Origin of the sequence: Nocardioides bruguierae (assembly GCF_023554635.1) — a bacterium.
GTDB lineage: Bacteria > Actinomycetota > Actinomycetes > Propionibacteriales > Nocardioidaceae > Nocardioides > Nocardioides bruguierae.
The window spans coordinates 41,270-63,451 of record NZ_JAMJPH010000021.1 but is presented as its reverse complement, the minus strand read 5'-3'; the positions used below and the strand labels follow the sequence as shown (position 1 = coordinate 63,451).

The 22,182-nt window shown below is 75.6% G+C and carries 15 protein-coding genes; 13 read left to right on the top strand and 2 right to left on the bottom strand.

All coding sequences use genetic code 11. The annotated features are described in order from the left end of the window. Positions 1–86 precede the first annotated feature (86 nt). The 3 genes from cofG (at position 87) to fgd (ending at position 5,075) form a co-directional block, all read left to right on the top strand. Complete coding sequence (cofG, locus tag M8316_RS12045) at positions 87–2,480, top strand: 7,8-didemethyl-8-hydroxy-5-deazariboflavin synthase CofG (RefSeq protein WP_250054883.1); 2,394 nt, start codon at positions 87–89, stop codon at positions 2,478–2,480. Positions 2,481–2,506: 26 nt separating this feature from the next. Continuing rightward, positions 2,507–3,985, top strand: coding sequence for a flavin-containing monooxygenase (locus M8316_RS12040; protein WP_250054881.1), 1,479 nt, complete (start codon positions 2,507–2,509; stop codon positions 3,983–3,985). Between the two features lie 67 nt (positions 3,986–4,052). Further along, positions 4,053–5,075, top strand: coding sequence for a glucose-6-phosphate dehydrogenase (coenzyme-F420) (fgd, locus tag M8316_RS12035; RefSeq protein ID WP_250054879.1), 1,023 nt, complete (start codon positions 4,053–4,055; stop codon positions 5,073–5,075). Between the two features lie 21 nt (positions 5,076–5,096). Here the strand turns inward: fgd and M8316_RS12030 are convergent, their stop codons facing one another. After that, a complete protein-coding gene (locus M8316_RS12030) occupies positions 5,097–6,041 on the bottom strand; it encodes a sugar phosphate isomerase/epimerase family protein (RefSeq protein ID WP_250054878.1) in 945 nt (314 codons plus the stop codon). A 279-nt stretch (positions 6,042–6,320) separates the two neighbouring features. Here M8316_RS12030 and M8316_RS12025 point away from each other — a divergent pair, with 279 nt between their 5' ends. Beyond that, positions 6,321–7,175, top strand: a complete 855-nt coding sequence (locus M8316_RS12025) for a sigma-70 family RNA polymerase sigma factor (protein WP_250054876.1) — start codon at positions 6,321–6,323, stop codon at positions 7,173–7,175. 156 nt (positions 7,176–7,331) lie between these two features. Here M8316_RS12025 and M8316_RS12020 read toward each other — a convergent pair whose 3' ends face one another. After that, a complete protein-coding gene (locus M8316_RS12020) occupies positions 7,332–7,940 on the bottom strand; it encodes a TetR/AcrR family transcriptional regulator (protein ID WP_250054874.1) in 609 nt (202 codons plus the stop codon). Positions 7,941–8,050: 110 nt separating this feature from the next. Between M8316_RS12020 and M8316_RS12015 the strand changes: the two genes are divergently transcribed. The 9 genes from M8316_RS12015 (at position 8,051) to M8316_RS11975 (ending at position 22,078) form a co-directional block, all read left to right on the top strand. Continuing rightward, positions 8,051–10,345 (top strand): glycoside hydrolase family 3 C-terminal domain-containing protein, encoded by a 2,295-nt coding sequence (locus M8316_RS12015; RefSeq protein WP_250054872.1) that lies wholly within the window; start codon positions 8,051–8,053, stop codon positions 10,343–10,345. Positions 10,346–10,495: 150 nt separating this feature from the next. Next, a complete protein-coding gene (locus M8316_RS12010) occupies positions 10,496–13,387 on the top strand; it encodes an SWIM zinc finger family protein (RefSeq protein WP_250054870.1) in 2,892 nt (963 codons plus the stop codon). Next, positions 13,384–14,508, top strand: coding sequence for an ATP-binding protein (locus M8316_RS12005; RefSeq protein WP_250054868.1), 1,125 nt, complete (start codon positions 13,384–13,386; stop codon positions 14,506–14,508). The genes M8316_RS12010 and M8316_RS12005 overlap by 4 nt, the downstream gene beginning before the upstream one ends. Beyond that, the gene (locus tag M8316_RS12000; RefSeq protein ID WP_250054866.1) at positions 14,495–16,873 is read left to right on the top strand and encodes a DUF5682 family protein; all 2,379 of its coding nucleotides are present in this window, start codon (positions 14,495–14,497) and stop codon (positions 16,871–16,873) included. Before M8316_RS12005 ends, M8316_RS12000 begins: the two co-directional genes overlap by 14 nt. After that, on the top strand, positions 16,870–18,138 hold the full coding sequence (locus M8316_RS11995; RefSeq protein WP_250054864.1) for a VWA domain-containing protein: 1,269 nt from the start codon (positions 16,870–16,872) through the stop codon (positions 18,136–18,138). The genes M8316_RS12000 and M8316_RS11995 overlap by 4 nt, the downstream gene beginning before the upstream one ends. A gap of 107 nt (positions 18,139–18,245) precedes the next feature. Beyond that, positions 18,246–19,283: an L-glyceraldehyde 3-phosphate reductase gene (gene mgrA, locus M8316_RS11990; RefSeq protein WP_250054861.1), complete on the top strand. Its 1,038-nt coding sequence runs from the start codon at positions 18,246–18,248 to the stop codon at positions 19,281–19,283. Positions 19,284–19,498: 215 nt separating this feature from the next. Then, positions 19,499–19,873: a universal stress protein gene (locus tag M8316_RS11985; RefSeq protein ID WP_250054860.1), complete on the top strand. Its 375-nt coding sequence runs from the start codon at positions 19,499–19,501 to the stop codon at positions 19,871–19,873. Between the two features lie 46 nt (positions 19,874–19,919). Then, entirely contained in the window at positions 19,920–20,615 is a 696-nt protein-coding gene (locus M8316_RS11980; protein WP_250054858.1) for a response regulator transcription factor, read from the top strand. Continuing rightward, a complete protein-coding gene (locus M8316_RS11975; RefSeq protein ID WP_250054856.1) occupies positions 20,612–22,078 on the top strand; it encodes a sensor histidine kinase in 1,467 nt (488 codons plus the stop codon). The genes M8316_RS11980 and M8316_RS11975 overlap by 4 nt, the downstream gene beginning before the upstream one ends. The last annotated feature ends 104 nt before the right edge of the window (positions 22,079–22,182 follow it).

The window sequence follows — 22,182 nt, the reverse complement described above, 5'->3', positions numbered from 1 at the left end:
GACGTGGGGCGGTCCGCACCACCGGGTCGCAGGGCGGGCACCGCCTCGGTGTCGCCCCGCGACCGCCCGGCAGGCATGCTGGGCCGGTGGCACCGCAGCTCCCCGTCGTCCTGGCTCCCGACCTGCCCGAGGTCGGTGACGCCCTGGGGCGGGTGGAGGCCGTGGGAGCGCTGACCGACCCCCGCGACGCCGAGGCCCTGCTCGCTGCGCGCGGCGACGACCTCGACCGGCTGCTCGCGCTGGCCGGCCTGGTGCGCGACGCCGGGCTCGAGGCCGCGGGGCGGCCCGGCGTCCTCACCTACTCGCGCAAGGTCTTCCTCCCCCTCACCCACCTGTGCCGCGACCGCTGCCACTACTGCGTGTTCGTGCAGTCGCCCGCCCGGCTGCGCGCCCAGGGCATCGCCCCCTACATGAGCGCCGACGAGGTGCTCGAGGTGGCGCGGGGCGGCGCGGCGCTGGGCTGCAAGGAGGCGCTGCTGACCCTGGGCGACCGCCCGGAGGATCGCTGGCCCGAGGCCCGCGCCTGGCTCGACGAGCACGGGTACGCCTCCACGCTGGACTACGTCGGCGACATGGCGCGGCTGGTGCTGCGCGAGACCGGGCTGCTGCCGCACCTCAACCCCGGGGTCCTGACCTGGTCGGAGATGCAGCTGCTCAAGGACGCGGCGCCCTCGATGGGGATGATGCTCGAGACGACGTCCACGCGCCTGTGGGCCGAGCCGGGCCAGGCGCACCACCTCTCCCCGGACAAGGAGCCCGCGGTCCGACTCCGGGTGCTCGAGGACGCCGGCCAGGCCGGCGTCCCGTTCACCACCGGCGTGCTGCTCGGCATCGGGGAGACCCCGGCCGAGCGGGTCGAGGCGATGCTCGCGCTGCGCGACTCCCACGCCCGCCACGGCCACCTCCAGGAGGTGATCGTGCAGAACTTCCGCGCGAAGTCGACGACCGCGATGCGGCACCGCGACGACCTGGACGCCTCCGAGCACGCGGCTGCCGTGGCCGTGACGCGCCTGGTGCTCGGCCCGGGCATGCGGGTGCAGGCCCCGCCCAACCTGGCCGACCCCGAGGAGCTCGCGCTGCTCGTGCGCGCCGGCATCGACGACTGGGGCGGCATCAGCCCGCTCACCCCCGACCACGTGAACCCCGAGCGGCCCTGGCCCGAGGTCGAGGCGCTCGCCGAGCGCTGCGCCGGCCTCGGCTTCGCGCTGCGCGAGCGGCTCACCACCCACCCCTCCTACCTGCGCGCGGCCCGCGACGCCGCCGGCGGGCCCGGGGCGCAGTGGGTCGACGACCGGCTGCTGCCCGTCGTCCTGGCGATGGCGGACGCCGACGGCCTCGCGCTGGACGACGCCGTCGCAGGTCGCTCCCCCGAGGGCCCCTCGCCCGCGCCCCGGGCGGCCGCGCCGGCCGTGCTGACCTCCGAGGTCGGCGACCTGCTGCGCGCCGCCGAGCGCGGGCCGAGCAGCCTGGACGACGCCGGCTACACGCGGCTGCTGGCCGCCGACGGTGCCGACCTGGAGCGGCTGACGGCGCTGGCCGACGAGGTCCGCCGCGACCGCGTGGGCGAGACCGTCACCTACGTGGTCAACCGCAACCTCGACCCGCTGCTCGCCCCCGCGCGCCTGACCGAGCTGACCGAGGAGGCCGCCGCGCTCGGCGCCACCGAGGTCTGCGTCCAGGGCCTGCCCCCCGTCGAGGGCGGCGCCGAGGCCTACCTCGAGATCGTCCGGGCGATCACCTCGGTCACCGGGCCGCACGGCACCCCGGTCCACCTGCACGCCTTCCGACCCGCGGAGGTGCTCGACGGCGCCCGCCGCGCCGGCGTCGACGTGCCCACCTGGCTGCGCAGGCTGCGCGAGGCCGGCGTCGGCACCGTGCCCGGCACCGCCGCGCGCATCCTGGACGACGACGTGCGCGCCGTGCTCTCCGGCGGCACCGACGTGCCGGTGGCCGACTGGCTGGCCTCCATCGAGACCGCCCACGCGGCGGGCCTGCGCTCGACGGCGACGATCGTCTACGGCCACGTGGAGTCGCCCGCCCAGCAGGTCGCGCACCTGCGCACGCTCGCAGGCGTGCAGGAGCGCACCGGCGGGTTCACCGAGCTCATCGCCATGCCGTTCGTGCCCGCGCAGTCGCCGGTGCCCGTCGACACGTCCGTGCCCGGCGGCCGCCCCGGCCCCACGCTTCGCGAGACCCGGGCCCTGCACGCGGTGGCCCGGCTGCTGCTGGACGGCCGGATCTCCCACCTCCAGGCGGCCTGGCCCAAGCTCGGCGTGCGGGGGGCCCAGCACGTGCTGACCGGCGGGGCCGACGACCTGGGGGGCGTGCTGCTCGACGGCGTCCTCGACCCCGGCGCCGGGCCCGAGCGGGGTCGTCAGCTGACCCCGCGCAACCTGGAGCGGATCGCCGCCGAGGTGGGGCGTCCCGTCGCGCAGCGCACCACGCTCTACGACCGGGTCGCCCCGCTGGTGGCCGGGTGACCAGTGACCGGGTGAGCCGTGATCGGGTGAGCGACCGGGTGCGCCTGGCCGTCGTCGGCGCGGGCATCGCCGGGCTCGGGCTGGCCACGAGGCTGGTGCGCGAGGGCCTCGTCCAGGCAGCGGACGACCTGGCGCTGCTGGAGCGCGCCGACGAGGTCGGCGGCGTCTGGCGCGACCACGTCTACCCGGGGGTGGCCTGCGACATCCCGTCGCGCCTGTACTCCTACTCGTTCCGACCGGGCTCCTGGTCGGGCGCGTTCGCCGGCGGCGCCGAGATCCACGACTACCTCGTCCGCACCGCGGACGAGGAGGGCCTGCGCCCGCACCTGCGCACCGGCACCGCGCTGACCGGCGCGGACTGGCAGGGCGACCACTGGCTGCTCACGCTCGCCGGGCCGCACGGCACCAGCACGCTGGCGGCCGAGGCGCTCGTGCTCGCCGCCGGCCGCCTGACCCAGCCGCGACTGCCCGACGTGCCGGGCCTCGCCGGGTTCACCGGACGGGTCTTCCACTCCTCCGCGTGGGACACGCGGCCGCTGGCCGGGCTGCGCGTGGGCGTCGTCGGCTCGGGCGCCAGCGCCGTGCAGCTGCTGCCGCACGTGGCCGACGAGGCCGCGAGCACCGTGCTCCTGCAGCGCACCCCGCCGTGGGTCCTGCCCGCGCCGGACCCGGACACCGCCGCCCCCGACGCGCTCGACCGTGCCGGCCTCTCCGCACGTGCCGACGAGCTCTTCGAGGCCCGCCTCGCCGGGTCGGACGCGGCCGCCGCACTGCGCCGCACGGCGCTGGGGCACCTGGAGGCGCAGGTGCCGCCCGGCGTCCTGCGGGACGCGTGCACGCCCGACTACGAGATCGGCTGCAAGCGGGCCCTGTTCTCCGACGACTGGTACCCCACGCTGCAGCGCGAGGACGTGACCGTGGCGCCGGCGCTGGCCGGCGTGGAGGGCCGCACGCTGGTCGCTGCCGATGGGACACGGCACGAGGTCGACGTCCTCGTGCTGGCCACGGGCTACGCCACCACCCGGCAGCCGTACGCGCCGCTGGTGCGCGGCCGCGACGGCGTGAGCCTCGACGAGCACTGGTCAGCCGGCATGACCAGCCACGCCTCCACCGTCGTCCACGGGTTCCCGAACCTGTTCGTGCTCAACGGCCCCAACGGGACGCTCGGCCACCACTCCGCGTTCGAGGTGGTCGAGGCGCAGGCCGAGCTGGTGCTGGGCGCGCTGCGCACCCTGCGCGACGGGGCCGGGGCGCTGGAGGTGCGGGCCGAGGCGGAGACCGCCTACACCGACCTCGTCGACACGCTCGCCGCCCGCACCGTGTGGACGCAGGGGGGCTGCCGCTCGTGGTACCTCGACGAGCGGTCCGGCCGCCTCACGCTCGTGTGGCCGGAGCGGGCGGCCGAGTTCCGCCGCCGCAACGGCCACTTCGACCCCTCCGCGTTCGTGCGGGTGCCCGCGGCGTCCACCCGCGGCCAGGTGGAGTACGTCACCCCGTCGTCGTGACGTGGCGGCTAGGTTGACGACAGTCGTCGAACCGGTCGCGAGGGCGCGGCCACCCGAAGGAGCAGACGTGGACCTCAAGCTCGGCTACAAGGCCTCCGCAGAGCAGTTCGCCCCGCGCGAGCTGGTGGAGCTCGGTGTCACCGCCGAGGAGGTGGGCCTGGACTCGGTCTGGGTCTCCGACCACTACCAGCCGTGGCGCCACGTCGACGGGCACGCGCCGTTCTCGCTCTCCTGGCTCTCGGCCGTGGGCGAGCGCACCGAGCGGGTCCAGCTGGGCACCAGCGTGCTGACCCCGACCTTCCGCTACCCGCCGGCCCTCATCGCCCAGGCGTTCGGCACGCTGGGCTGCCTGTACCCGGGCCGCGTGATCCTGGGCGTCGGCACCGGTGAGGCGCTCAACGAGAAGGCCGTGCTCGGCGACTTCGAGTGGCCGGAGTTCAAGGAGCGGTTCGGACGCCTGCGCGAGGCCGTCCGCCTGATCCGGACCCTGTGGCGCGAGGAGCGGGTGACCTTCGAGGGCGAGTACTACTCCACCGTCGACGCGACCGTCTACGACCGCCCCGAGATCGAGGTGCCCGTCTACGTGGCGGCCGGTGGCCCGACCGTGGCCAAGTACTCCGGCCGGATGGGCGATGGGTTCATCTGCACCTCCGGCAAGGGGATGGACCTCTACACCGAGAAGCTGCTGCCCGCCCGCGAGGAGGGCCGCGCGCTCGGCCCGTACGCCGGTCAGGAGCAGGACCTCACCATCGAGATCAAGGTCAGCTACGCCCACACCCGCGAGGCCGCGCTGGAGAACTGCCGCTTCTGGGGCCCGCTCTCGCTGACCCCCGAGCAGAAGCACTCGATCACCGACCCCGTGGAGATGGCGCGCGTCGCCGACGAGCTGCCCATCGAGCAGGTCGCCCAGCGCTGGATCGTCGCGACCTCGCCCGAGGAGGTCGTCGAGCAGGTCAGGCAGTACACCGACGCCGGCTTCAACCACCTGGTCTTCCACGCCCCCGGCCACGACCAGCGCACGTTCCTGACCGAGTTCGGCGCCGAGGTGGCGCCCGCGCTGCGCGAGCTCACCCCGGCCCCCCAGGGCTGAGCCCGCCCCACCGGAACGGCCTCACAGGACCGACAGCGTCGCCCCCGCGGCCCGTCGCAGGGCCTCGCGCACGGGCAGCGCGCGGAAGGACGGGGAGCACATCTCCACCGCCCAGGGGCCGGTGAACCCCCGCTCGCGCATCGTGGCCACGAAGCCCGCCAGGTCCCACTCGCCCTGCCCCGGCAGGGAGCGGGCGTGCATGGCCTCCTCGGGCACCGACAGGTCGGACGGCGGCTGCACGGGGCCGTCGCTCAGCTCGACCGCGCGCAGGTAGGCCGGGTCGATGGCGTGGGCCAGCGAGGCCCACGTCGAGCCGCCGCGCACCGCCTGGTGCACGTCCACGAGCAGGCCGCCGTTCGGGTGCCCCACCGCCTGGACGAAGGCTGCGCCCTGCTCCACCGACGGACCGCGGTCGGCGCTGGGGGCGAGCTGACCGAACGCCACGGGCTCGAGCACCAGGCTCGCCCCGACGTCGGCGCACTGGTCGGCCAGCGCGCCCCACGCGTCCTTGGTGGCGGAGGGGTCGACGGGGTGGGCGGAGAGGTCCGGCGAGGCCTTCACCTGCACCTCGAGCCCGGCCTCGGCGCAGCGCTCGGCCGCGGTCAGGAGCAGGTCCCGGTCGGCCGAGGGCCCCTCCCACCAGCCGCCCAGCAGCTCCAGCTGGGCGTGCCGCACGCCCGAGGCGAACAGGTGCAGCGCCAGGCCCTCCAGCCCCTCCGCGGTGCGCTCCAGCGCCCGCAGGTCGTCGACGACGAGGTCCATGCCGGTGAAGCCGGCGGCACGCAGCGCGTCCACGCGCTCGGCGAGCGGCACCGGGCTCGTCTGGTCCTCGCGGTCGGGCGCGGTGTCGCCGGCGCTGGTCCAGCAGGTCGCCAGCAGCTGCACGGCGGCGCCGGACGCGGCGGTCAGCGGCGCGGGGTCGGCGTGCGTCGTCAGGGACAGGTCGAGGGTCTCCTCAGCACTCATGTCGATGCGTCTACCCATCCGCGCGCGGGCTGCAGCCCACCCTCCGGGGCGGTCCCGGGCCGTCGTCCTGCCCGGGACGTGCCCTCACCCATGCCGCACCCCCGCCTGTCCAACCCGCCACCGGAGGGGTGAGGCGTGTGCGTGCTGGTCCGTACCAGGGCACAGTGGGGGTCACGCACGCAACCGTGGGACCCACCCGGGAGACCGGCCTCAGCCCCCTGGCACGCGCCACCCCCGGCCCGAGCAACACTCCCCAACTCCCTCGTGGAGGCGAGCACCATGATCCACACGACCGATCCGCACCTGGGCCCCCCAGCCCACGACGACCACGACCGTCCCGTCCGCCCGTCCGACCAGAGAACCGCCACTCTGCTCGCGGACTGGCACGGGCTGACCATGGTCCCCGACGAGCACACCCGTCGGGTCCGTGAGGAAGTGGTCCGGCTGAACATGCCGATGGCCCGATCCCTGGCCTCGCGCTACCGCCACAAGGGCGTCGCGACGGACGACCTCGAGCAGGTCGCCTATCTCGCGCTGGTCCACGCCGTGGACCGCTACGACGTGCGCGGCGGGCACCCGTTCCCGGCCTTCGCCGTCCCCACCATCCGCGGCGAGCTACGGCGCTACTTCCGCGACAACGGCTGGACGATCCGTCCGCCCCGCTCCGTCCAGCAGGCCCACGGCAGACTGGTGCGCTCGGGCCGCAGCTGGGACAGGGTGACCAGCAACCAGGTCGACACGGCCGCCCACGACCTCGACACCACCTCCGCCACCGTCACCGACGCGATGACGGCGGGCAGCGCCTACCACGCCGACTCCCTCGACCGGCGCTTCGAGGGCGAGGACGGCGAGGGCGGGCAGCGTGACCTGGGAACCGGCGTCGACGAGACCGCCGACCTGGTGGACCGGCTCACGCTCGAGGACGAGATCGCCCGTCTGAGCCACAGCGACCAGGACCTGCTGGTGATGCGATTCGTCGAGGACCGCACCCAGAGCCAGATCGGGGACGCCCTGGGGGTCTCCCAGGTCCAGGTCTCGCGCCGCCTCGCCCACGTGCTCGGCGTGCTGCGTTCCCGTCTGGGCGAGTTCCACGAGCCGGCGACGGTCGCCTCGAGGACCCCCGGCGCCGCCTGAGCCGCTCCACCCGACCCACGGCGTCGCCCGGCCCACCGTCCACGGACGGCCGGCCTGACGACTCATCCCCCCACCCCCGTGGAGAGGCCGGGTCGCCCGCCCCCTCCCTCAGGGCGGGCGGCCCGACTGCGCCCGCCGGCCGTCCCTCGGGGTCGCTCAGGCCCGCCAGGACTCCAGCAGGGCGTCCACGTGCTCGGCCATGTCGAGCGAGCGGTCGTAGAGCCACATCTGCTGGAGGCCGTCGAGCGCGCCGACGAGCAGCGCACCGGCGACGTCGGTGTCCAGGTCGGCGCGCAGGTCACCGGCCGCCTGGGCGCTGCGCAGCATGGCCGCCATCTCCCGGCGCACCAGCACGTAGCGTCCGGTGGCGTACTCGTGCGCCGCGTGGTCGGGCCGGATGGCCTCGCCCAGCACGGTCACGTACAGCTCGATCAGCCCCGCCACGTCCACGTTGTGGGCGAGCATCGAGCGCAGCGCGTCCTGCACCCGGTCGAGCGGGACGGCCTCGCCGGCCGCCGCCTCGGCGACCAGCACGCTGCCGTCTCCGCGGTCGCGGGCCTCCAGGACGGCGGCGAAGAGCTCGTCCTTGGAACCGAAGTGGTGCATGAGGCCGGTGGGGCTGATCCCGGCGGCCGCCGCGATCTCGCGCACCGTGGCGCCACCCGTCCCGACGCGGCCGACGACCTCGAGGGCCACCTGGAGGATCTCCTCCCGCTTGGCCGCGCCCTTGGCGTACTGGCCGCGCGGGGCACCGGTGCTCGTCATGCCCCGCACCCTAGGACCTTCCGCGCAGAAACAGAACGCTGTACTGTTTTCGGCGTGGCGGCGGTCACCCCGACGGCCATGCCGCCCATCCCCACATCGAAGGAGACGTCATGGGTCCGACCGACAGCCCGTACACCGACCTCGAGGCCATCGCCGGCCTCACGCTCGAGGAGAAGGCCTCGCTCGGCTCGGGCCAGTCCTTCTGGCGTACCAAGGCCGTCGGCGAGATCCCCGGCGTCCTCGTCACCGACGGCCCGCACGGCCTGCGCAAGCAGGAGGAGAAGGGCGACCACCTCGGCATGGGCGGCTCCGTGCCTGCCACCTGCTTCCCGCCCGCCGCGGGCCTGGGCCAGACGTGGGACCTCGACCTCGTCCACCGCGTCGGCGAGGCCCTGGGCACCGAGTGCCAGGCCGAGGGCGTGGCCGTGCTGCTGGGCCCCGGCGTCAACATCAAGCGCTCGCCGCTGGGTGGCCGCAACTTCGAGTACTACTCCGAGGACCCGCTGGTCGCCGGCGCCATGGGCGCGGCATGGATCAACGGCGTGCAGAGCCAGGGCGTCGGCACCTCGCTCAAGCACTACGCGTTGAACAACCAGGAGGACGACCGGATGCGGTCCTCCTCCGACGTCGACGCCCGCCCCCTGCGCGAGGTCTACCTCCGCGCATTCGAGCGCGCGGTGCGCGACAGCCGGCCGTGGACCGTCATGTGCTCCTACAACCGGGTCAACGGCGTGCTGGTCTCCCAGAACGCGTTCCTCCTGGCCGAGGTCCTCGTGGGTGAGTGGGACTACGAGGGCCTGGTCGTCTCCGACTGGGGCGCCGTGGCCGACCGCGTCGAGGCCGTCCGCGCGGGCCTCGACCTGCAGATGCCCGCCGACGGCGGTCTCTCGGATGCCGAGGTCGTGGACGCGGTCAAGAACGGCGTCCTCGACGAGGCGTCCGTCGACCGCGCGGCCGCCCGCGTCGCCGGCCTGGCCGCACGCGCCACCGCCGCCGCCAGGCCCGGGACCACCTTCGACGCCGACGCCCACCACGCGCTGGCCCGCGAGGCCGCGGCCCGTTCGATCGTCCTGCTGCGCAACGAGCCGGTCGGTGACGCCCCCCTGCTCCCGCTCACCGGCACCGGGTCGGTCGCCGTCATCGGTGAGCAGGCCCGCACCCCGCGCTACCAGGGCGGCGGCAGCTCGCACGTGAACCCGACGAGGCTCGACGTCCCGCTCGAGGAGCTCACTGGTGCGCTGGACGGCCAAGGGGTGGGCAGCGTCACCTTCGCGCCCGGCTACACCGCCTCGATGGTGCCCGACCAGGCGCTGGTGGACGAGGCCGTCGCAGCGGCCGCCGCGGCGCAGACGTGCGTGCTGTTCATCGGCCTGACCGACGGCATCGAGTCCGAGGGCTACGACCGCACGGACCTCCAGCTGCCCGCGGACCAGCTCGCGCTGCTGGAGGCCGTCGCGGCCGCGCAGCCGCGCACCGTCGTCGTGCTCACGCACGGCTCGGTGGTCGACGTGGCTCCGCTGTTCGCCGCGGTGCCCGCGGTCGTCGACGGCGCCCTGCTCGGCCAGGGCGGCGGCAAGGCCGTCGCCGACGTCCTGACCGGCGTGCTCAACCCCTCGGGCCGTCTCACCGAGACCGTCCCGCTGCGCCTCGCGGACACCCCGGCCTTCCTCAACTTCCCCGGCGAGCACTCCCACGTGCGCTACGGCGAGGGTCTGTTCGTCGGCTACAAGTGGTACGACGCCCGCGACATGGAGGTCGCCCTGCCATTCGGCTTCGGTCTCTCCTACACGACCTTCGCCCACTCCGGCCTCGCGCTGGCCGCGGGCGAGGGTGGCGTCACTGCGACCGTCACGGTGACCAACACCGGTCAGCGCGCCGGCCGCGAGGTCGTCCAGGCCTACGTCGGCCTGCCCGGCTCCGCCTACCAGCGCGCCGTGCGCGTCCTCGGCGGCTTCGCCTCCGTCGACCTCGAGCCCGGCGAGAGCCGCGAGGTCACCGTGAGCATCGAGCACCGCGACCTCGAGGTGTGGGACGAGCGGGTCTCCCGCTTCGTCCTCGAGCCCGGCACCTACGCCGTGTGGACCGGTTCCTCCAGCCGCGACCTGCACACCTTCGCCGAGGTCGAGGTGGCCGGCGAGACCGTCCGCCTCCCGCTGGACCTGGAGTCCACGCTCAAGGAGGTGCTCGCCGACCCCTACGCCGGCCCCCGCGTCGCCGACGCCCTGCCGTTCGCGAGGTCGATGGAGGAGTCGGGCAACGACGACGACAGCCTCGGGGGCGACATGGCCGAGATGATGGGAGCCATCCCCGTCGGCCGCCTGCTCGGCTTCCAGCCCAGTGACGACCCGGCCGCCACCAAGGCCGCCCTCGTCGACCTCCTCGAGGCGGCCAACGCCCAGCACTGATCCCTCTCCCCGCCCCCAGCCCCGCCCTCAGCCCCACCCTCACCCCGCCGAGTCGGCAGCAAGTTGCTGCCGACTCGGCGGTGAGTCGGCAGCAACGTTCACCGCACCGGTGGACGAGGGATGTCGGGGGCGTCCGCCATGATGGGCGCGATGTCAGCCGCGATCTCCGAGTGGACGCTCGACCGCGTCCAGCGCGCGGCCCCGGACGCCTCGTCCTGGGCGGCCGCGCGGAAGCTGGCGCTGCCGCCGGGGCAGGGCCCGTGGTCGGGGTGCGGGGCGACGGAGACGCTGCTGTGGGGCCAGTGCCAGGGGTCGGGGCGGACGCCGTACCAGGTGAGCGTCGACCTGACCGGCCCCGCCTACCGGTGCTCGTGCCCCAGCCGCAAGCACCCGTGCAAGCACTCCCTCGCGCTGCTGTCGCTGTGGGTGCGCGGCTCCCTGGACGCCGGCAGCGCCGGCGAGCCCGAGGACACCGCGCGGGCGTGGGCCGAGAAGCGTGCGCAGGCGGCGGCCACGGCGGCGGCCACCGAGCCCGCGAAGCCCGTGGACACCGATGCCCAGGCCAAGCGCCGCGCCGAGCGGCTCGCACTGATGGACGACGGCATGGAGGACCTGGCCCGCTGGCTCACCGACCTGGCCCGCGCCGGCACCGCCGACGCCCGCGCCCGCTCCACGTCCTGGTGGGAGGAGACCGCGGCCCGGCTCGTCGACGCCCAGGTGCCCGGCCTGGCCGAGCGCGTGCGCGACCTCAGCGCCGAGGTGCTCGCCCGCCCGGACTGGCCCGATCACCTGCTGGCGGAGGTGGGGCTGTGGTGGACCACCGTCCACGCCTGGCGCCGGCGCGACGACCTGCCGCTGCCGCAACGGGCCGACCTGCGCGCCTACCTCGGGTGGGCGGTCCCCTCGGCCGAGGTCCGCGCCGCCGACTCCCTCGAGGACGAGTGGCTCGTCCTCGGCGCCCACCGCACCGACCGCGGTCGTGTGCAGGAGCAGCGCACCTGGCTCCAGGGCCTGCGCACCGGCGAGGTCGTGCGGCTGCTCGACTTCGCCGCCGGGGGCACCGCCCTCCCCACCGCCCGGCTCACCGGCTCGGTGCTCGGTGCCGCCGTCGCCCGCTACGACGGCACCCATCCGCGCCGGGCGCTGCTGGCCACCGAGCCGGTGCTGCTGCGTGCGACGGACCCCCTCCCTCCCGGCGGGACGCTGGCTGCGGGCCAGGCGAGCCTCGCCGACGCGTGGCGACGCAGCCCGTGGGTCTCCCGCGTGCCCGTGGTGCTGGAGGACGCGCGCATCGGTGAGCACGCCGTCACCGACGCGGTCGGCGCGTCGGTGCCGCTGCTCGACGGCGAGGACCCGTGGGTGCTCGCCGCGCTCACCGGCGGCCGCCCCACCCGGGTCTTCGGCGAGCTGGAGGCCGGCGGCTTCCGCGCCCTCGCGGTCTCCCCGCTGGGTGGTCGAGCAGCGACGAGCACCGGCGAGGAGCGGACCGCACCCGGTGGTCGAGCAGCGACGAGCGCCGGCGAGGAGCGCACGTCGAGACCACCCACCGCACCCGACGGCCAGCACCTCCGCGCGTGGTGGGAGGCCGTGACCTCGACGGCGCTGGTGGGCACGGCTCGCCGACCGCTGCCCGCGGGGCTCACCTCGCCGGTGGCGACGAGGTCGGAGGCGGACCCCGCGACGGCGCTCCTCGACGCCGCCGCCACGGGCACGGCCCTGCTGCGGGCGAGCGCGGTGGCCCCGCAGGCGACCGAGGAGCAGGCGGCGGCCCCCGACGACACGCTCGCCCCGGCGCCCGCGCGGGCCGCCCAGCTGCTGACCCTGCTGCTGACCCAGCCCCCGGTGGGCGGTCGGCTCTCGGGCCACGCGCTCCGGCGGTGGCTGGAGGCCGCGGCGAGCGCCGGCGTGCGCGCTCCGCACGACGCGCTCGTGCCACTGCTGACGACGGCGACGAAGCGGCGCGAGCTGCGGGCCGGCGTCCGAGGTGTGCTGGACGCCCGCGGCACGTGGCTGGCGTCGCGTCGGCAGGAGTGGACGTGGGCGCTGGCACCCACCGAGGACGGTCCGGTCAGCGTCGACCCGGCGGCCTGGGCGCTGCTCGGCTCGAGCCACCGCGCAGTGCTCGTCCGCAGGCTCCGCGCCGACGACCCGGACGCCGCGCGTGCCCTGGTGGAGTCCACGTGGCGCACCGACTCGGCGGCGGTCCGGGCCGAGCTGCTCACCGCCCTGGAGGTCGGCCTCGGCGAGGCCGACGCCGCGTTCCTCGAGGCCGCGCTCGACGACCGCGCCGCCGGGGTGCGCGAGCAGGCGCTGGCACTGCTCGACGCGCTGCCGGGCTCGCCGCGGGCGCAGCGGCTGGCCGACGTCCTGGCCCCGCTCGTGCGCCCGCAGGGCATGCTGCGTCGCTCGCTCGAGGTCGGGCTCCCGGACGACGACGCGGCAGCGCCCCGCGACGGGCTCGGTCCTGCGCCTCGCGGACGGTCCCGGCGCGGCTGGTGGCTGGAGCGGCTGGCCGCCGGCGCACCGCTGGCCACCTGGACCGACACCGGCGTCTCCGCGGAGGTCGCGGCCCGCAGCCTCGTCGGCACCGACGCGTGGCCGGGCGTGCGCCGGGCGGTCGCGCTGCGCCGCGACGTCGTGTGGGCGCGAGCGGTGCTGGCCGCCCAGGCGAGCGGCCCCGACTGGGACCCCCGGGTGGCGGCCGTCCTGCCCGACGCCGAGCGCGGGCCCGCGGTGCTCTCCCGCGTGGGGCAGGCGACGTCGGTGCCGGAGCTGACCGCCGCCGTCCGCCTGCTCCCCGTGGCCGACGGCCACCCCACCTGGGACGAGGCCACCTCGCTCACGGTCCTCGCGCGCCTGGAGCGCCTGAAGCGGCCGCCCCACGTGCTCGACGACCTGGTCGACGAGCTGGCCGCGCACCTGCACCCCACCACCGCCGACCACGTGCGCCGCCTGGCAGCCTCGGACGGCCAGACCCACCCGCTGCACCGCCTCGCCACCCTGCTCGACCTCGTCCCCGCCCTCACGGAGGCCTTCGCATGACGCCCACCCCATCGCCCGCCTCCCCCACGACGAGCGAGGCCGACGAGCAGGTGCTCCGCCCGCACGCCGAGCAGCAGTTCGCCGACGAGCTGGCGGCACTGGCCGCGGCCGACGACCGGCCGCGGCCGCCGCGGTGGAACCTCTCGCCGTGGGCGGTCACGACCTACCTCCTCGGCGGCACCCTGGACGACGGCACGGTGATCACCCCGAAGTACGTGGGGCGGCGTCGGCTGATGGAGGTGGCGGTCGCGTCCCTGGCCACCGACCGCGCCCTGCTGCTCCTGGGCGTGCCCGGCACGGCCAAGACCTGGGTCAGCGAGCACCTGGCGGCCGCGATCAGCGGCGACTCGACCCTGCTCGTGCAGGGCACGGCGGGCACGCCCGAGGAGTCGCTGCGCTACGGCTGGAACTACGCGCGGCTGCTGGCCGAGGGCCCGAGCCGTGCGGCGCTGGTGCCGAGCCCGGTGATGCGGGCGATGGAGTCCGGCTCGGTGGCGCGCATCGAGGAGCTGACCCGCATCCCCGCCGACGTGCAGGACGCCCTCATCTCGCTGCTCTCGGAGAAGACCATGCCCGTCCCCGAGCTCGACACCGAGACGCAGGCGCGGCCCGGCTTCAACGTCATCGCCACGGCGAACAACCGCGACAAGGGCGTCAACGACCTCTCCTCCGCGCTCCAGCGCCGCTTCACCACGGTGGTGCTGCCCCTGCCGGACAGCCTCGAGGAGGAGGTCGAGATCGTCCGCAGCCGCGTGGCTTCCCTGTCGTCCTCGCTCGCGCTGCCCGAGGACGTCGCGCCGCTGGCCGAGGTCGCGCGGGTGGTCCAGGTGTTCCGCGAGCTGCGCTCGGGGTCGACCGACGACCAGCGCACCGCGCTGAAGTCGCCCTCGGCCACGCTCTCGACGGCCGAGGCGATCAGTGTCGTCGTCAACGGCGCGACGCTCTCGGCGCACTTCGGCGACGGGCGGGTCAACGCCGAGGACGTCGCCGCCTCGCTGGTCGGCGCGGTGGTGAAGGACCCGGTGGCCGACCGCGTGGTCTGGCAGGAGTACCTGGAGACCGTCGTCCGCGACCGGCACGAGTGGGCGGACCTCTACCGGGCGTGCCGTGACCTCGGCTGACGCCGCCACGGGCACCGAGCCCCCGCTGTTCCGGCACGCCGGCGTGCACGTGCTCGGGGTGCGCCACCACGGGCCGGGCTCGGCCCGGTCGGTGCTGCGCGCGCTGACCGAGCTGGAGCCCGACGCCGTCGTGATCGAGGGCGCGCCCGAGCTGGACGCGCTGGTGCCGCACGCCGCCGACGCCGGCCTCGTGCCGCCGGTGGCCGGGCTGGTCTACGTGGCGGACGAGCCGCGTCGGGCGTCCTTCTACCCGCTGGCCGAGTTCTCGCCGGAGTGGGTCGCGCTGCGCTGGGCTGCCGAGCGGGGCGTGCCCGTGCGGTTCGCGGACCTGCCCGCCGCGCACGCGTTCGCGCTGGCGTCGGCTGCTGCTGCCCAACCCGACGAGCCCGACACCGAGGAGGAGGGGCCGGACACCGGGGAGCAACCGCCCCGCGCGTCCCGGCTCGACCCGCTCGCGACCCTGGCCCGCGCGGCCGGCTACGAGGACGCCGAGCGCTGGTGGGAGGACGCGGTGGAGCACCGTCGCGGCGGCCAGGACTCGGTGCTGCCGGCGTTCGTCGCGGTCTCGCAGGCGATGGCCGAGGTCCGGGCGATCGAGGAGTCCCGAGAGGGCTTCACCGACGTGGAGAACGACCGCCGTGAGGCGTCCATGCGCCGCGTGCTGCGGGCGGTCGCGGCCGAGCACGAGGTGGTCGCGGTGGTCTGCGGCGCCTACCACGCGCCGCGGCTGGAGGAGTCGGCGTGGCCGCCGAAGAGCCACGACACGAGGACGCTGACGAAGCTGCCCAAGGTGAAGGTGACGGCGACCTGGGCGCCGTGGTCGGCAGGACGGCTCGCGACCGAGTCCGGCTACGGCGCGGGCGTGACCAGCCCCGGCTGGTACCAGCACCTCTTCGCGGCCTGGCGCGACGGCACCGACGTGGTCTCCGGCTGGCTGGCGCGCGTGGCCCGCGAGCTGCGGACCGAGGGCATCGACGCCCCACCGGCCTCCGTGGTGGAGACCGTGCGCGCGGCCGAGGCCCTGGCCGCCCTGCGCGACCGGCCGTCGGTGGGGCTCTCCGAGCTCACCGACGCCACGACCGCCGTGCTCTGCGGCGGCTCGGAGCTGCCGATGCGGCTGATCCACGACCGGCTCGTCGTCGGCTCGGCGCTGGGCAGCGTCCCCGAGCACCTGCCCCGCACCCCGCTCGCGCAGGACCTCGCCAAGCAGCAGCGCTCGTGCCGGCTGAAGGTGACCCCGGAGCCGCAGACGGTCTCGCTCGACCTGCGTCGCGACGCCGGCCGCGCCCGCTCGCTGCTGCTGCACCGGCTGCGGCTGCTCGGCGTCGGGTGGGGCACCGAGCTGCCGGGTTGGGGCGCGGGCACGTTCCGCGAGGAGTGGGAGCTGGCGTGGGAGCCCGAGCTCGAGGTCGCCGTGGTCGAGGCCGGCCTGCACGGGACGACGGTGCTCGACGCGGCCTCCGGCAAGGTGGCCGAGGAGGCCAGACGGGCCGGTGACCTCGCCACGCTCGGCGGGCTCGTGGAGCAGTGCCTGCTCGCGGAGCTGCCCGACGCGGTCGGGCCGGTGGTCGACGCGCTGGCCGAGCGCACCGCCCAGCACGCCGACGCCCTCGCCCTGCTGCGGGCCGTGGAGCCCCTGGCGCGGACGCGGCGCTACGGCGACGTCCGAGGCTCCGACACCCACCGCGTGGCCGAGGTGCTGCGCACCATTGCGCTGCGCGGCAGCGTCGGCCTGCGCCCGGCCTGCGTGACGCTGGACGACGACGCGGCCGAGGCCATGCGCGCGGCCGTGGACGCCGCCCACCGCGGGCTCGCCCTGCTCGAGAGAGACCCGCTCGCCGGCGACCTCGGCCCCGCCTGGACGCAGGCGCTCGGTGCCGTCGCCGGCGACGACCGGGTGCACGGGTCGGTGGCCGGGCGGGCCTGTCGGCTGCTGCTCGACGGTGGTCACCTGGACGCCGACGAGGCGGCCGCCCGCATGGGTCGCCGACTCTCGCGCGGCGCCGACGCGGCCGCGGGTGCGGCCTGGCTCGACGGGTTCCTGGACGGCGACGCCCTGCTGCTCCTGCACGACGCGACGCTGCTCGGGCTGGTCGATCAGTGGGTGGCCGGCGTGCCCGAGGAGACCTTCGAGGACCTGCTGCCGCTGCTGCGGCGCACGTTCTCGCGCTACACCCCGCCCGAGCGGGCCCAGATCGGCACGCGGCTGCGGCGGGGGCCGAAGCCCGCGCCCTCGTCCTCGGAGGAGCGGCTCGACCTGGCGGTCGGGATGCCCGCCGCGCTCACCGTGGCCGAGATGCTGGGGCTGCCGCTGCGCGCTCCCACCCCCGCTGACGTGGCCGATGACCGGGAGGTCTCGGCATGAGCGACCCCGTGGGCCGTGACCGGCTGACCCGCTGGCGCCTCGTGCTCGGCAAGGGCGCGGGGCTGGACCCGCCGCCCGGCGGCGACGGCACGGGCGAGGGCTCGGGCAGCGGCCAGGGCATCGGCCCGGGCGAGGGTCCGGGTGAGGGCCCCGGGCCGGACGACGGCGACGACGGCGCTCCCCGGCTCTCCGCCGACGACCGGCGGCGGGACGAGGCGCTCTCGCAGCTCTACGACGCACCCCGCTCCGGCGGGCTGGGCGCCTCGGCGCCGCGGGTGGCGCGGTGGCTCGGCGACGTCCGCACGTACTTCCCGACCTCCGTGGTGCAGGTGCTGCAGCACGACGCGATGGACCGTCTCGGCCTGCACCAGCTGCTGCTGGAGCCGGAGATGATGGAGGCGGTCCAGCCGGACGTGCACCTGGTCTCGACCCTGGTCGGGCTGAACGGGGTCATCCCGCCGCACAGCCGCGAGACCGCGCGGGCGGTGGTGCGGACGGTGACGGCCGAGCTGGAGGAGCGGCTGCGGCAGAAGACGGTCCAGGCGGTGACCGGTGCGCTCGACCGCGCGGCCCGCAGCCGCCGTCCCAAGCCCGCCGACATCAACTGGCCCGCCACGGTGACGGCGAACCTCAAGCACTGGCTGCCCGAGCACCGCACCGTGGTGCCGGAGCGGCTGGTCGGCCACGCGCGCCGGGCCCGCAGCCTGGAGCGGCACGTGATCCTCTGCCTCGACCAGTCGGGCTCGATGGCCGAGTCGGTCGTCTACTCCTCGGTCTTCGGCGCGGTGCTCGCCTCGCTGCGCTCGCTGAGCACCAGCATCGTCGCGTTCGACACCGCGGTGGTGGACCTCTCCGACCTCGCCGAGGACCCCGTCGACGTGCTGTTCGGCGTGCAGCTGGGCGGCGGCACCGACATCAACAAGGCGCTGGCCTACTGCCAGTCGCTGGTGCGGGCCCCCGAGGACACGGTGCTCGTGCTGGTCAGCGACCTGCTGGAGGGCGGGATCGCGGACGACATGGTGCGGCGTGCCCGCGACCTCGTCGCCGCCGGCGTCACCGTGGTCGCCCTGCTGGCGCTGTCGGACTCCGGTGCGCCGGCCCACGACGCCGACCACGCGGCCGCGCTGGCCGAGGTCGGCGTCCCCGCCTTCGCCTGCACGCCCGACCTCTTCCCCGACCTGATGGCGGCTGCCATCGAGCGCCGCGACCTCACCGCGTTCGCGGCCACCCACGACCTGCCCACCGCGGCGCCGGGTCGGCAGTAGCTTTCATCTGCTTCGCCCGGATGGAGCCCGCCCCGTGACAGTTGCTGCCGACTCGGCGGGGGGTGCGGGTGGGTGAGGTCGGGCACGTGTGTGGGCAGGATGGCGCCATGACGTACCAGCCCTCTCCCGACCGCTACGCCTCGATGCCCTACCGCCGCACGGGCCGCTCGGGCCTCAAGCTGCCGGCGGTCAGCCTCGGCCTGTGGCACAACTTCGGCGACGACGTCGCCTTCGACCGCCAGGCCGCGACGCTGCAGGCCGCGTTCGACGCCGGCGTCACGCACTTCGACCTCGCGAACAACTACGGCCCGCCCTACGGCAGCGCCGAGACGAACTTCGGCCGGCACCTGAGCACCACGTTCGCCGGGCTGCGCGACGAGCTGGTGATCTCCTCGAAGGCCGGCTGGGACATGTGGCCCGGCCCGTACGGGGACGTCGGCGGCAGCCGGAAGTACCTGGTCAGCAGCCTCGACCAGTCCCTGGAGCGGATGGGCCTGGACTACGTCGACGTCTTCTACCACCACCGCCCCGACCCGGAGACGCCGCTGGAGGAGACGATGGGGGCGCTGGACCACGTCGTCCGCTCGGGCCGTGCGCTCTACGTCGGCATCTCCTCCTACTCGGCGGCCAGCACGGCCGAGGCCGCAGCCATCCTGCAGGACCTCGGGACGCCGCTGCTGATCCACCAGCCCTCGTACTCGATGCTCAACCGCTGGATCGAGGGCCCGGGCCTGCTCGACACCCTCGGCGAGGTCGGCGCCGGCTGCATCGCCTTCTCCCCGCTCGCGCAGGGCATGCTCACCGACAAGTACCTGGACGGCGTCCCGGAGGGCTCGCGCGCCAGCCAGGGCAAGTCGCTCGACCCGGCCCTGCTCACCGACGAGGCGATCACCCACGTCCGCGCGCTCAACGACATGGCCGCCGACCGCGGGCAGACGCTGGCACAGATGGCGCTGGCCTGGGCGCTGCGCGACGACCGGGTCACCTCCGTGCTGGTCGGTGCCTCGAGCCCCGAGCAGGTGCGGGCGAACGTCGCCGCGACCGAGAACCTGGCCTTCACCGAGGAGGAGCTCTCACGGATCGACCACCACGCCGTGGAGTCCGGGATCGACCTGTGGGCGGGAGCGCGGCGGTCCGTGGACTGACCCTCGCGGGCCCTGCTGCCGGCGGGTGGCAGATCACCCTCTGACCTGCGCGGACGTGGTCGCCGACACACGTAGTCGACATCACGTCCGCGACGGTGGGACCGAGGGGCCCGCCGCGTCCTAACCTCGTGGTGACCCCCGTGGGCAGCGGCGGGGGCCGGGCCTGCGGAGGTCTCTCCGCCGGCACCTGGTGCTGCGTCACGGAGGAGTAGCCCATGACCGTCCTGGTCGCCGTCACCGACAGCCCCGAGGGGCAGGCAGCACTCGCGGCCGGCCTCGCCGAGGCCCGCCAGCTGGACGCGGACGTCGTCGTGATGAACCTCGGGCTGGAGCCCCTCGGCGCCGACCTGGTGCCGAGCGAGGGCCGGGCGACCGTGGTGAACCGGGCCGGACGCGGCGACCGCGACCCCGTGCACGCGGTGCTGGACGAGATCGGCGACCGTGGCGTCAGCCGTCTCGTCATCGGCCTCAAGCGCCGCACCGCCGTGGGCAAGGCGCTGCTCGGCAGTGTCAGCCAGCGGCTCCTGCTGGAGTCGCCGGTGCCGGTGCTCGCGGTCAAGATGCGCGAGCAGGACCCGCTGCGCGGCTGACCCCTCCTCACCGCGCACGCACAGGTCGCGCGGCTACCCTTCGCCCGTGGCTCGCGTGCTGCTGGTGGAGGACGACCCGACGATCCGGGAGGCGCTCAGCCGAGGGCTGCGCACTCACGGCCACGTCGTGACCGCGGTGGGCACGGGCGCCGAGGCGGTGCGCCTGCTCGGCGAGGACCGCCCAGACGTCACCGTGCTCGACCTGGGCCTGCCCGACATCGACGGCGCCCACGTGCTCGAGCTCAGCCGGATGCTGCAGGGCGCACCGGTCGTCATCGCCAGCGCCCGCGACGAGGACGCCGAGGTCGTGCGCCTGCTCAACGCCGGCGCCGACGACTACCTGGTCAAGCCCTTCTCCGCCGCCCAGCTGGACGCCCGGGTGCGGGCCGTCCTGCGCCGCTCCGGCGCCGGGCAGGCCGACGACGGCGACCCGGCCCTGGTCGTCGGTGGTCTGCGGCTCGACCCGGTCGGCCGCACCGTCACCCTCGACGGGTCCGAGGTGGACCTGACCCGCAAGGAGTTCGACCTGCTGGCCGACCTCATGGCGCACCCGGGCGAGGTGCGCTCCAAGCCGCAGCTGCTGGCGGAGGTGTGGCAGCAGCCGTGGGGCGGGGCCGACCGCACCGTCGACGTCCACCTCTCCTGGCTGCGCCGCAAGCTCGGCGAGGACGCCGCCCACCCCCGCTACCTGGTGAGCGTGCGCGGCGTCGGGATCAAGCTGGTGGAGCCGGGCCCGGCATGAGCCTCCGCGCCCGCATCATCCTGCTCGTCGTCGGCACCACGCTGGTGGTGCTGACGCTGGCCGGCGTCCCGCTGGCCCTCGTGCTGCAGGGCAGCGCGCAGTCCGCGGCCGAGGCCCGGGCCACGGACGCCGCCGACGGCGTCGCCGGGTACCTCACCTCCGGCAGCGTCGACGTCGACCGACTGGCCGACTACCTCGACCGGGTCAACGCCGGCAGCGACTACCCCGTGACCGTGCGGCTGGCCGACGACACCCTCGTCGGCGCCGACCTGGACGACGACGTGGCGCTCGCCCTCGGCCCGGACTGGGACGGCGACGGGGACGGTGACGACAAGCGGGACTCGTCCTCGTCGACTCCGTCGGCCTCCTCCTCGGCCTCCACCCCGGCCTCCACCCCGGGCTCGGACCGGGACGACGAGCGGGACTCCGCGTCCGCGAGGCCCGACGGCGACGGGGACGCCGACAGCAGCCCCGGCGTCGAGTCGACCAGCATCGTCTCCACCGACGAGGTGACCGCGGTGGAGCTGATCTGCCGCACGGACGGGGCGGGCGAGCTGCGCGTGGTCGCGGTGGTCGACGACGACCACCTGTCGACGGTGCTGCGGTGGCGCTACCTGGTCGGCAGCGCCGTCGCACTGGCCCTGGTGCTGCTGGCGTGGCTGGCCGCCGAGGTCACCTCGCGCCGCCTCGTCCGACCCCTGCAGCGCACGGCGGCCACGGCCGTCGCCCTCTCCGGCGGCGACCTGGCGGCGCGCGCCCCGGTCTCCGGGCCGCCGGAGGTCGCCCACGTGGCCGTCGAGCTGAACGCGCTGGCCGCCCGCATCGACGAGCTGCTCACCGCCGAGCGCGAGCAGGCGGCCGACCTCTCCCACCGCCTCCGCACCCCGGTGATGGCGGTCCGGCTGGGCGTGGAGACCCTGCCGGCCTCGCCGGAGCGCGCCGAGCTGGAGTCGGCGGTCGACGCGCTCGAGCGGTCGCTGACCCGGATCATCCGGGCCGCGCGTCGCGGCAACACCGAGGGCCTGCACCCCAGCGTCGACGCGGTCGCCGTGGCGCGCGAGCGGGTCGAGTTCTGGGCGCCGCTGGCCGAGGACCAGGGCCGAGCCCTCACCCTCGACCTCCCCGACGCCGCCTTCGAGGTCCGCAGCACCCCCGACGACCTCGGCTCGGCCCTCGACGCCCTGCTCGAGAACGTCCTCGCACACACCCCCGAGGGCACCGCGTTCGCCGTCCGGGTCGCGGCGCAGGGTTCGGCCACCACGATCGAGGTGACGGACGACGGCTCCGGCATCGCCCCCGACGCGCTGCGTCGCGGCCTGAGCGACCGCGGCTCCAGCGGCCTCGGCCTCGACATCGCGCGCGGTGCCGCCGAGGCCTCCGGCGGCTGGCTGGAGCTCATCGACCCCGGCCCCGACGGACGCGCCCGCGGCGTGCGACTGACCTTCGGCCCCGCCCGCCCCTGACCCCGCCGGCCGGCGGTGGTCGAGCAGCGAGGAGCCCTGGCGACGAGCGCACGTCGAGACCACTGACCGGAACGTGGCACGTTCGGACGGCTCCAGGGCCCGCT

Bases quoted from the DNA above. Each gene is read 5' to 3' on its own strand.
- M8316_RS12015 (WP_250054872.1), top strand. From the start codon at position 8,051: ATGGGTCCGACCGACAGCCCGTACACCGACCTCGAGGCCATCGCCGGC.
- M8316_RS11975 (WP_250054856.1), top strand. From the start codon at position 20,612: ATGAGCCTCCGCGCCCGCATCATCCTGCTCGTCGTCGGCACCACGCTG.
- M8316_RS11985 (WP_250054860.1), top strand. From the start codon at position 19,499: ATGACCGTCCTGGTCGCCGTCACCGACAGCCCCGAGGGGCAGGCAGCA.
- M8316_RS12020 (WP_250054874.1), bottom strand. From the start codon at position 7,940: ATGACGAGCACCGGTGCCCCGCGCGGCCAGTACGCCAAGGGCGCGGCC.
- mgrA (WP_250054861.1), top strand. From the start codon at position 18,246: ATGACGTACCAGCCCTCTCCCGACCGCTACGCCTCGATGCCCTACCGC.
- M8316_RS12010 (WP_250054870.1), top strand. From the start codon at position 10,496: ATGTCAGCCGCGATCTCCGAGTGGACGCTCGACCGCGTCCAGCGCGCG.
- M8316_RS12005 (WP_250054868.1), top strand. From the start codon at position 13,384: ATGACGCCCACCCCATCGCCCGCCTCCCCCACGACGAGCGAGGCCGAC.
- M8316_RS11995 (WP_250054864.1), top strand. From the start codon at position 16,870: ATGAGCGACCCCGTGGGCCGTGACCGGCTGACCCGCTGGCGCCTCGTG.
- M8316_RS12025 (WP_250054876.1), top strand. From the start codon at position 6,321: ATGATCCACACGACCGATCCGCACCTGGGCCCCCCAGCCCACGACGAC.
- M8316_RS12030 (WP_250054878.1), bottom strand. From the start codon at position 6,041: ATGAGTGCTGAGGAGACCCTCGACCTGTCCCTGACGACGCACGCCGAC.